Below are 10,757 nucleotides of genomic sequence, written 5' to 3'. Positions count from 1 at the left end.
CCGCGGAGACCCGCGGACACCCCGGCCCGCAGCCCGGCGGGAGACGGGCGGCCGGGGCGCCGTACGGGGCGTCCGCCGGCATACCGCGCCAGTCGGAACCGAGGGCGCCGGAACCGGGGGCGCCGGAACCGGGCGCCGGTCCGGCGCCGGCCTCGCGGCGTGCTCAGGCCGGGCCCGGCAGGTCCCCCGGGTAGAGGAGGGTGAGATCGTCGGTGCTCGGGTCGGGCAGCTGCGCGACCCGGCCCGCGTGCCGCTCGACCATCGCCTCGAACGTCTGCCGCGCGGTGCGCCCGTTGCCGAACGAGGGGCCCTTGGGCAGCCGCGCGAAGTAGCTCAGCAGCGCCTGCCGGGCACCCTCGCCCAGGTGGTACTCCTGCTCCTCGGCCTGCTGCTCGACGATGCGCAGCAGCTCCTCCGGCGTGTAGTCGCCGAACGCGATGGTGCGGGAGAAGCGGGAGGCGACGCCCGGGTTGGCCGCCAGGAAGTGCTCCATCTCGGCCGTGTAGCCGGCGACGATGACGACCACGTCGTCGCGGTGGTCCTCCATCAGCTTCACCAGCGTGTCGATGGCCTCCCGGCCGAAGTCGCGGCCCGCGTCCTGCGGCGCCAGCGCGTAGGCCTCGTCGATGAACAGCACACCGCCCTTGGCGCGTTCGAACGCCTCCTGGGTGCGGATCGCCGTCGAGCCGATGTGCTCGCCCACCAGATCGACGCGGGAGACCTCCACCAGGTGGCCGCGCCGCAGCACCCCGAGGGAGCGCAGGATCTCGCCGTAGAGCCTGGCCACGGTGGTCTTGCCGGTACCGGGCGCCCCGGTGAAGACCAGATGCCGCCGCACGGACGCCGCCTTCAGCCCGGCGGCCTGCCGCCTGCGGCCGACCTCGATCATGTCGGTCAGCGCGCGCACCTCGCGCTTGACGCTCTCCAGACCGACCAGGGCGTCGAGTTCGCCCAGCACCTCCTTGGAGTCACGGGGCTCCTCCCCGGCCTCCGGCTCCGCGTCCCCGCTGTCGCCGGTCGCCGGCGCCGCCGTCGTCCGCGAGCTGCCCGTGCGCTGCCGGGGTACGGCGGCCTTGGCGGTCAGCAGTCCCGTGGTGCCGTCGGCGGGGGAGGGGCCGGCACCCGACGAGGCCGGCGCGGGCAGCCCGGCGACGGCCGCCGCGCTCTCGTCGCTGGTGCAGTCCTCGACGGCCGGCCCCTCCTCGGCGAATTCGTAACCGCCGCGCGCGCAGCGCTCGGTGCGGCAGCGGCGCAGCGTGGTACGGCAGCCGTCGATCACATGGAAGCCGTAGCCGCGCGAGCCGGTCACCCGGCAGTTGTGGAAGGTGCCCCGCCCCTCGGCCGACACGTAGAAGCCCGCCTCGGCGGCTCCGCTGACCGTGCAGCGCTCGATGGTGGGATCGGCGCCCTTGGTGACGATGACACCGGTCGCCGCCTCGTCGATGGTGCAGCCGTTCAGCACGCCGCCGCTGCCGTGGTCGCGGAACCAGGCGCCGGTGGCGGCCTTGCTGATCCGGGAGTCGTCCAACTGGACGACGGCGCCGTCGCTCACCGAGACGGCGGTGCCGCGCACCTGGGACAGATCGCTGTCGAGCACGTCGGCGCGCGAGCCCCGATCGAGGACGAACAGCGCGTCGGGCACGGAGTGCACCCGGCAGGTGTCCAGCACGGCGGTGGCGCCGTCGCTCACCCACACGGCCGGATAGTCGCCCGTACTGTCGTGTATCTCGCAGCCGTTGGCGTCCGCACGGGTGCCCGGGTCCCATACCGACAGCCCGTTGCGGCCGAAGCGGCGCACCGTGGAGCGGGTCAGCGTCAGCACCGAGCGGGAGCGCAGGTCGATCGCGTTCTCGGGGATGTCGTGGATGTCGCAGTCGGCGAGGGTGAGCACGGCATCGGTGTCGAGGGTGACCCCGTCCGCCGTGGTGCGGTGCACCTGGCAGTCCGTGAAGTGGCCGCTGGCGCGGGAGGCCACGCGGACGCCGCTGCCCTTGATCTCGTACACCTCGCAGCCGATGGCCTCCATGGTGCTGCCCTCGCCCTGGAGGGAGATGCCCGCGCCGGAGGCCAGGTGCACACGGCAGCGCGAGAAACGGGGGCGCGCCCCGTCGCGGACCAGCACGCCGGACTGCCCGGCCGCCACCACCTCGCACTCCTCGTAGACGCCGCTCGCCCCGCCGCTGACGCTGATCCCCAGTCCGGCCGGGTTGTCCACGGTGCAGCGCCGTACGGTGGGCCGGGCGCCGCCGCGCACCTCGATACCGGCCGCGGAGCGCGTCATCACCCGCAGCCCGGCCAGTTCCGGCGCCGCGTCCTCCACCAGCACCGCGGGCACCGCCGAGTCCTGGCCCTCGATCTGGAGGTCCTGGACGAGCGCCGCCGACCGCAGCGTGAGCGCGACCCCGTCGGCCGGGGCGATGCGGACCGGTCCGCCGCCCGACCGCTCGGGGCCGCGCAGGGTCACCATGTGCTCGATGACGAGGTTCTCCCGGTAGGTGCCCGGGGCGACGGTGAGGACGTCGCCGTCCCCCGCCGCTTCGAGCGCGGCGGACAAGGATGCGTACTCGCCCGTGCGCCGCCGCCACCGCGACGTGCCGCTGTGCGTCACCTGGACCGAGCCCTGTGCCATGGAGTGTTGTGCCCCAACCTCGTGCGAACCAAGATGCGTTGTTGCTCGCGCGGACCGCCGTGCGCGCCGTCCGTGCTGGTCGCACCACCGTAGCGCGCGCCGCGCTCCAGGACCGACGGGTCCGGGCGAGTGACCTGTTCACATGCCTTCACACGTCTTCACACACGAGCGGCGGCGACCCGCCCCGCCTCAACTGCTGCTGCCCGTACGGCCCCAGTCGGGACCGATGCGGCCCCACTCCTCGTCCCAGCGCGCGTACCGACGCCGCATCGCCATGCGTACGGTGACCCGCCGCCCGGTCTCCAGCACGGCGATGGTGAACGCCCCGGCGGCCAGCCCCGCGAGCAGCGAGTGGGAGGCGGCACCGCGCGCACTCATCGGTCGGGAGGTCAAACGCCCGCCCGCGTCGGTCCACACGGGGAAGCGGTCGCCGGGCCGCACCGGGCGGCGCAGCAGGACCGTGCCGGTGTGCGGGGCGCCGTCGGGACCCGGCCAGCGGGCCGTGACCCGGTTGCGGTTCTGCTGCCGGCCCGCGGCCGTGTCCGCCTCGGAGTCCAGCGGCGGGTGGACGGTGACATGCTGGACCGTCGCCCAGGTGCGCTGCCGGGAGCGCTGCTGTTCGTGGACGGTCCGCAGCAGGGCGTCGCGTGCCGTCTCCTCGGCCCACCAGCCGACCAGGGGCGCGCCCACGGCCATCAGCACGGCCGCCCACAGGGACAGCCACGCCTCGCGGCGGTCGGTCCGGCGGCACAGCGGGTTTCCACGCCAACGCCACAGGCCGATGATCGTATGCACCGCCGTTCACCCCCATCTCGCCGTCCGTTACGTACCTCATCGGACGCGGTACATGCACGAGAAAGACCCGAAGAGCCCCGGTACACCGGTTCGTGACCGATTTGTGATCGATGCGTGTGCGACGCGATGGCCGGGCGGCTGTCTGGTCAAGACGGCCGGGCGTGGCCGGTGTGCGGCTCCACTCCTGTCGCGGCCCGCGGGCCCGCTTCCCCTCGTTCCCCCTCGCTTCCCCTCGTGATCCGCCGAGTTTACTGAGCGGCCCGCCGCCTGTGGACGGCGGGCGCGCACCGGAAAGGCGCGCGCTCCCCGTGCGCCCCGGCACGTCCTGGTGAGTTTCCGCACCGGAAAGCCGCCGCGGTGCCGCACCGCGCACGGCGGCGAGGGACGCGCAGGGATGCGGAGGGTGAGGAAGGCGACAGCTTCGTCACCCTGGGTCGACGGAATCGGTGGCGAGCCGCCCCTGTTACCCCGGACGGCGGGCCGACATTCGGAAATCCGATTCATCTTTTGAGTGATTGCCGCAGCTCACGGCCCTCACCTAGCTTCGTGGCCGCAGCGTGCGAATTACCAGATGAACTGAGATTGGCGGTGTCGGATGACGACTGCGGCGGAGCGGAATTCCGGAAACTCCGGGAGCGGCGCGGCGCAAGGGGCCGAGCAGGCGCAGCAGAGCCTCGCGACCGCGGCGGCACGGAATCTCGCGACCACCACGAAGACGCCCCCGCAGATGCAGGGCATCACCTCCCGCTGGCTGCTCAAGGTCCTGCCCTGGGTGCAGGTGACGGGCGGAACCTTCCGGGTCAACCGGCGGCTCAGCCACACGCTGGGGGACGGCCGCGTGGAGTTCGTCTCCACCGGCTCTCAGGTCCGGGTGATCCCGCTGGAGCTCTCCGAACTGCCGACGCTGCGCGGCTACGATGACCGGGAGGTGCTCGAAGCCCTCGCCGCCCGGTGCGAACAGCGCGACTTCGGGCCCGGTGAGGTCATCGTCCAGGAGGGGCAGCCCGCCGACCGGCTGGTGCTCATCGCCCACGGCAAACTGCGCAAGACCGCCCGCGGCCGCTACGACGAGCAGATCACCCATGGCGTCCTGGCGGACGGCGACTTCCTCGGGGACGACCGCCTGACCGGCGACTCCGGCACCTGGGAGCACACCCTCACCTCGCTGACCAGCGGCACCGTGCTCACCCTGGAGCGCAGCGCCTTCGACGCCGTCCTCGCCGGGGCCGACTCGCTGCGCGCCCACCTGGCCGCCGCCGGCTCCCGGATCCCCGCCCAGCGCACCGAGGACGGCGAGTCCGCCATCGAGCTGGCCTCCGGGCACGTCGGTGAGCCCGCCCTGCCGGGCACGTTCGTCGACTACGACCTCAAGCCCCGCGAGTACGAGCTGGAGGTGGCCCAGACCGTGCTGCGGGTCCACACCCGCGTCGCCGACCTGTACAACCACCCGATGAACCAGCTCGAGGAGCAGCTGCGGCTCACCATCGAGGCGCTGCGCGAGCGCCAGGAGCACGAGCTGGTCAACAACCGCGCCATCGGTCTGCTGCACAACGTGGACATGAAGCAGCGCGTCCACACCCGCTCCGGCCCGCCCACCCCGGACGACCTCGACGAGCTGCTGGCCACGGTGTGGAAGGACCCCAGCGTCATCCTGGCCCACCCCAAGGCCATCGCCGCCATCGGCCGGGAGTGCAGCAAGCGCGGCGTCTACCCGCAGTCCGTCGACTACGAGGGCCACTCCGTGCCCGCCTGGCGCGGTGTCCCGATCCTGCCCTGCAACAAGATCCCGGTCGGCCCGCAGGGCACCACCTCGGTGCTCGCGATGCGCACCGGCGAGAAGGCGCAGGGGGTCGTGGGTCTCCATCAGACGGGAATCCCCGACGAATACAGCCCGAGCCTTTCGGTCCGTTTCATGGGCATCAACGAAAAGGCCGTCATGTCCTATCTGGTGAGCGCCTACTACTCCGCCGCCGTACTCGTCCCCGACGCGCTCGGGATTCTGGAGGACGTCGAAATCGGGTACTGAACCCGGCCGCCGGTACGCGGCATCCGGCAGATCCCGGAAACAGCAATCCGTGACCACCAGGAACGGGACAGATGACAACGCACCCGGAAGAGACCGAGTACACCCCCTCCAGCCTCGCCACCGCCGCGGCGCGCAACCTCGCCACCACGACCAAGACGCCCCCGCAGATGCAGGGGATCTCCCCCCGCTGGCTGCTGCGCGTCCTGCCGTGGACCGAGACCACGGGTGGTTCCTACCGTGTCAACCGGCGCCTCACCCACACCCTGGGGGACGGCCGGATCGAATTCGTGAGCACCGGCGCCGACATCGGCGTCATCCCGGCCGAACTGCGGGAGATCCCGCTGCTGCGCGAGCTGGAGGACGAGGCGGCCCTGCGCGCGCTCGCCGACGGCTTCACCCAGCGCGAGTACGAGCCGGGCCAGCGGCTGACCACGCGCGGCGAGCCCGCGGACGAGCTGCTGCTGATCGCGCACGGCCGCGTCGGCAAGCACGCGGCCGGGCAGTACGACGACGAGATCGACATGGGGGTGCTGGCCGACGGCGACCACGTCGGTGACCGGATCCTCACGCCCGACCCGGGCGTCTGGGAGCACACGCTGCGCGCCCGGACGCGGTGCACCGTGCTCGCGCTGCCCCGTGCCAGGTTCCAGGAGACGGCGGACGCCTCGCCGGCGCTGCGCGAGCACCTCGCCGCGGTCCTCTCGCGCCCCGCCCCGGCACAGAACCGGCGAGGCGAGGCCGACATCGCCCTCGCCTCCGGCCACGTGGGCGAGCACCCGCTGCCGGGCACGTTCGTGGACTACGAGCTGAGCCCCCGTGAGTACGAGCTGTCCGTCGCGCAGACGGTACTGCGGGTGCACAGCCGCGTCGCCGACATCTACAACGGCCCGATGAACCAGGTCCAGGAGCAGTTGCGGCTCACCGTCGAGGCGCTGCGGGAGCGCCAGGAGCACGAGCTGGTCAACAACCGGGAGTTCGGGCTGCTGCACAACGCCGACCTCACCCAGCGCATCCACAGCCGCACCGGCCCGCCCACCCCGGACGACCTGGACGAGCTGATCTCGCGCCGCCGCAAGACCCGCTACCTGCTGGCACACCCCCGCGCCATCGCCGCCATCGGCCGCGAGTGCAGCAAGCGCGGCGTCTACCCCGGCCAGGTGGAGGTCGAGGGCACCACGGCGCATGCCTGGCGCGGCATTCCGCTGCTGCCCTGCGACAAGATCCCCGTGCGCTCCGACGGCACGACCAGCGTGCTGGCCATGCGCACCGGGCTGGAGGACCAGGGCGTCATCGGGCTGCACCAGACGGGCATCCCCGACGAGATCCAGCCCTCGCTCAACGTCCGCTTCATGGGGATCGACGAGAGGGCGCTGATCTCCTACCTGGTCAGCGTCTACTTCTCGGCGGCCGTCCTGGTGCCGGACGCGCTCGGTGTCCTGGAGGACGTCGAGATCTGACCGGCGGCCCCGGTGACGGGTGCCGGGCCCCGTCCCGGGTGGGGGAGAGGGGGCCCGGACCGGAGGCGCCGCCCGGAGGTCACCGGCCCGGCCAGCGCCAGTCGGTGACCTCCGGCATGTCCGTGCCGTGCTCGGCCACGTACCGGTGATGCCGCTCGCGCAGGTCGGCGGCGGCCTGCCGCACGCTCGCGGCGCCTGGCCCCAGCCCCTTTGTGCGGTCGATGACGTCCATCACCAGGTGGTAGCGGTCCATGCCGTTGCGCACCACCATGTCGAACGGCGTCGTGGTCGAGCCGGACTCGCGGTAACCGCGGACGACCAGCCCCGGGTGCACCGCCCGCCCGTAGGCCAGGCGGTGCACCAGCCAGGGGTAGCCGTGGTAGGCGAAGATCACCGGGCGGTCGCGGGTGAAGACGGCGTCGAACTCCGTGTCGCTCATGCCGTGCGGATGCTCCCGGTCCCGCATCAGCCGTGCCACGTCCACCACGTTCACCACCCGCACCGACAGCTCGGGCAGCCAGTCGCGCAGCAGCGACGCGGCGGCCAGCGTCTCGTGGGTGGGCACGTCGCCGGCGCAGGCCAGTACCACGTCGGGCCCGGTGCCGCCGCGTTCGGTGCCGGCCCACTCCCACACGCCCAGCCCGCGGGCGCAGTGGTTGCGCGCCTCCTCCAGGTCCAGCCAGTCGAAACACGGGTGCTTGCCGGCCACCACCACGTTCACCGTGTCGCGGGTGCGCAGCGCGTGGTCGGTGACGGCCAGCAGGGTGTTGCTGTCCGGCGGCAGGTAGACACGCACCACGTCCGGGCTCTTGTTGAGCACATGGTCGATGAAGCCGGGGTCCTGGTGCGAGAAGCCGTTGTGGTCCTGGCGCCAGGCGTGCGAGGTGAGCAGGTAGTTGAGCGAGGCGATGGGGCGGCGCCAGGAGACCTCGCGCGCGCTGTGCACCCACTTCACGTGCTGCGCCGCCATGCTGGAGACGAGGTTGGTGAACGCCTCGTACGAGGCGAAGATCCCGTTCCGGCCGGTGAGGACGTAGCCCTCCAACCAGCCCTGGCACAGGTGCTCGGAGAGGACCTCCAGCACCCGGCCGTGCCGCCCCAGGTGCTGGTCCGTGGGCAGCGGTTCGTCCTGCCAGCCGCGTGCAGTGGCGCCCCAGACCGCGCTCAGGTGGTTGGAGTCCGTCTCGTCCGGGCCGAAGAGGCGGAAGTCGCGCCGCTCGGCGGTGGCGTTCATCAGCCCTTCCAGGAACGAGCCGAGCACCCGCGTCGGTTCGTGCGCGGTGGCGCCCGGCCGCTCCACGGGGACCGCGTACGTCTCCAGGGCGGGCAGCGGCAGCTCCCGCAGCAGGCGCCCGCCGTTGGCCTCGGGCACCGCGCCCAGCCGCAGTTCGCCCTCGGGCACGCAGGCCAGCACCTCGGGGCGCGGCCTGCCTTCCTCGTCGAACAGCTCCTGGGGCCGGTAGGAGCGCAGCCACTCCTCCAGCTGCCGCAGCCGCTCCGGGTCGTCCCGTACGCCCGGCAGCGGCACCTGGTGCGACCGCCAGGTGCCCTCCACCGGCTGCCCGTCCACCTCCCGCGGCCCCGTCCAGCCCTTGGGGGTGCGCAGTACCAGCATCGGCCAGCGCGGCCGGTCCGGCTTCCCGCTCCCGTCCGCGCGCGCCGCGGCCTGGATGGCGTCGATCCGCTCCAGCGCCGTGTCGAAGGCGTCGGCCAGCGCGCGGTGTGCCGCCGCGTGCGGGGTGTCCTGCTGTGCCGAGACGAACAGCGGCTCGTAGCCGTAGCCGCGCATCAGCGAGGCAAGCTCGTCCTCGGGCAGCCGGGCCGGCACCGTCGGGTTGGCGATCTTGTAGCCGTTCAGGTGCAGCACCGGCAGCACGGCGCCGTCGTGCACCGGGTCGAGGAACTTGTTGGCGTGCCAGGAGGCGGCCAGCGGCCCGGTCTCCGCCTCGCCGTCCCCGACGACCGCGCACACCAGCAGATCCGGATTGTCGAACGCGGCGCCGTAGGCGTGTGCCAGCGCGTAGCCGAGTTCGCCGCCCTCCTGGATCGAGCCCGGCACACTCGGCGCCGTGTGGCTGGGGACGCCGCCCGGCTGGGAGAACTCCGCGAACAGCCGCCGCATCCCCTCGGCGTTCCGCGGCACGTCGGGGCGCAGCTCCCCGTAGGTGCCCTCCAGCCAGGCCCCCGCCAGCACGGCCGCGGCCCCGTGTCCGGGCCCCCACACGCCCATCACCCGCCGCCCGCGGGCGCGGATCACCCGGTTGAGATGGGTGTGGACGAGGGTGAGCCCGGGACAGGTGCCCCAGTGGCCCAGCAGCCTGGGCTTGACGTGCTCCGGCCGCAGCGGCTCGCGCAGCAGGGGGTTGGCGCGCAGGTACAGCTGGCAGGCCGACAGGTAGTTCAGGGCGCGCCAGTGCGCGTCCAGCGCCTCGGTCTCGCGGTCGGTGAGGGGCTCGTGTTCCGGCATGCCGGATGGGTACCAACCGGGGACGGATCCGACACCCGCACTCCGGCGGACGGGCGCGGCGTGCGGCCCGGGGCGGCGGGTGGTGCCGGGGGCGTTGTGCGCCGTCCCGGCCCGCTGCACGATGTCGGGGTGCGCAATCCATGGCTGGCGCTCGAAGCGGGAGCGGACCCGGCCGAGCGGGCCGGGCAGCTGCGCCGTGCCCATGAGCGGTTCCTGACCGGCGGCACCGTCGCCGCCCCCGTACGGCCCGTCGTGGCCGACTCCTGGCGGCGCTGCGCCGGGGCGCGGCTGGCCCCCGAGAGCATGGCCGGTGTGGAGATGGACGACGCCCGTCTCGCCCTGCGCCGCGAGCGGCACCCCCTCGCCCGCGCGATGCCGGTCTTCCGCGAGCTGCTGGGCAGCATCGCCGACGACGGCGCCCACCTGCTGTCCGTCTGCGACGAGCGCGGCACCATGCTGTGGGTCGAGGGCCACCCGCAAGTGCTGCGCCGCGCCGAGCGGATGAACTTCGTGCCCGGCGCCCAGTGGGCCGAGCACGCCAGTGGCACCAACGCCCCCGGCACCGCGCTGGCCGTCGGGCACGCCGTGCAGATCTTCGCCGCCGAGCACTACTGCCGCCCCGTCCAGTCCTGGACCTGCGCGGCCGCCCCGGTGCGCGATCCGCGGACCGGCCGCGTCGTCGGCGCCGTCGATCTCACCGGCGGGGACCATCTCGCCTCCCCGCACAGTCTCGCCCTCGTGCAGGCCACGGCACGCGCCGCGGAGGCCCGCCTCGCCGAGCTGGCCCCGCCGCCCGGCGCGGGCACGCCGCCCGACGGTCCCGCTCTGTGCGTCCTCGGCCGGGACGAGGCCCTGCTGCGCGCGCCCGGACAGCGCCCGGCCGACGGGCCGCTGCGGCTGGGACGGCGGCACAGCGAGATCGTGCTGCTGCTCGCCGCCCACCCGGACGGGCTGAGTGGCGAGGCGCTCGCCCGCGAGCTGTACGGCGACCGCGACGTCCACCCCGTCACGCTGCGGGCCGAGCTGTCCCGGCTGCGCCCTCTGCTCGGCCCGCTGCTGGCCTCCCGCCCCTACCGGCTGCGCCACCGTCCGCACACCGACTACGACACCGTGGCCGACGCGCTGGACGAGGGCGACCCCGCCGCGGCGCTCGACGCGTACCCAGGACCGCTGCTGCCCGGCTCCGAGGCGCCCGGTGTCGTGCGGCTGCGCCGCCTGCTGGAGCAACGGCTGCGCCGCCTGGTGCTCGCCCGCGCCGACCCGCGGCTGCTGGAGCAGTGGCTGTGCACGCCGGGTGCCGAGGACGACCTGGAGGTGTGGGAGGTCCTGCACGCCGTCCGTCCCGGCCCGCGCACGGCGGCCCGCGTCCGCGAACTGGGCCGC

6 protein-coding genes are annotated in these 10,757 nt (G+C 73.6%); 3 read left to right on the top strand and 3 right to left on the bottom strand.

Annotation, left to right across the window (positions count from 1 at the left end; all coding sequences use genetic code 11):
• Positions 1-163: 163 nt before the first annotated feature.
• Positions 164-2,629, bottom strand: coding sequence for a right-handed parallel beta-helix repeat-containing protein (locus tag FM076_RS03230; protein ID WP_173868430.1), 2,466 nt, complete (start codon positions 2,627-2,629; stop codon positions 164-166).
• 189 nt (positions 2,630-2,818) lie between these two features.
• On the bottom strand, positions 2,819-3,424 hold the full coding sequence (locus FM076_RS03225) for an Rv1733c family protein (RefSeq protein WP_173868429.1): 606 nt from the start codon (positions 3,422-3,424) through the stop codon (positions 2,819-2,821).
• A gap of 595 nt (positions 3,425-4,019) precedes the next feature.
• On the opposite strand from FM076_RS03225, the gene FM076_RS03220 reads away from it, so the two are divergent.
• Both FM076_RS03220 and FM076_RS03215 read left to right on the top strand, forming a co-directional pair.
• Positions 4,020-5,450 (top strand): family 2B encapsulin nanocompartment shell protein, encoded by a 1,431-nt coding sequence (locus FM076_RS03220; RefSeq protein ID WP_173868428.1) that lies wholly within the window; start codon positions 4,020-4,022, stop codon positions 5,448-5,450.
• Positions 5,451-5,521: 71 nt separating this feature from the next.
• A complete protein-coding gene (locus FM076_RS03215) occupies positions 5,522-6,907 on the top strand; it encodes a family 2B encapsulin nanocompartment shell protein (protein WP_173868427.1) in 1,386 nt (461 codons plus the stop codon).
• Between the two features lie 79 nt (positions 6,908-6,986).
• Here FM076_RS03215 and FM076_RS03210 read toward each other — a convergent pair whose 3' ends face one another.
• Entirely contained in the window at positions 6,987-9,374 is a 2,388-nt protein-coding gene (locus FM076_RS03210; protein ID WP_173868426.1) for a phosphoketolase family protein, read from the bottom strand.
• 129 nt (positions 9,375-9,503) lie between these two features.
• Here FM076_RS03210 and FM076_RS03205 point away from each other — a divergent pair.
• The coding region (locus tag FM076_RS03205) for a GAF domain-containing protein (protein ID WP_173868425.1) at positions 9,504-10,757 on the top strand (1,254 nt) is incomplete at its 3' end.

Origin of the sequence: Streptomyces albus subsp. chlorinus (genome assembly GCF_013302895.1) — a bacterium.
Lineage (GTDB): Bacteria > Actinomycetota > Actinomycetes > Streptomycetales > Streptomycetaceae > Streptomyces > Streptomyces chlorinus.
The sequence above is the reverse complement of the archived record's forward strand: the minus strand, read 5'-3'. Positions and strand labels throughout refer to the sequence as shown.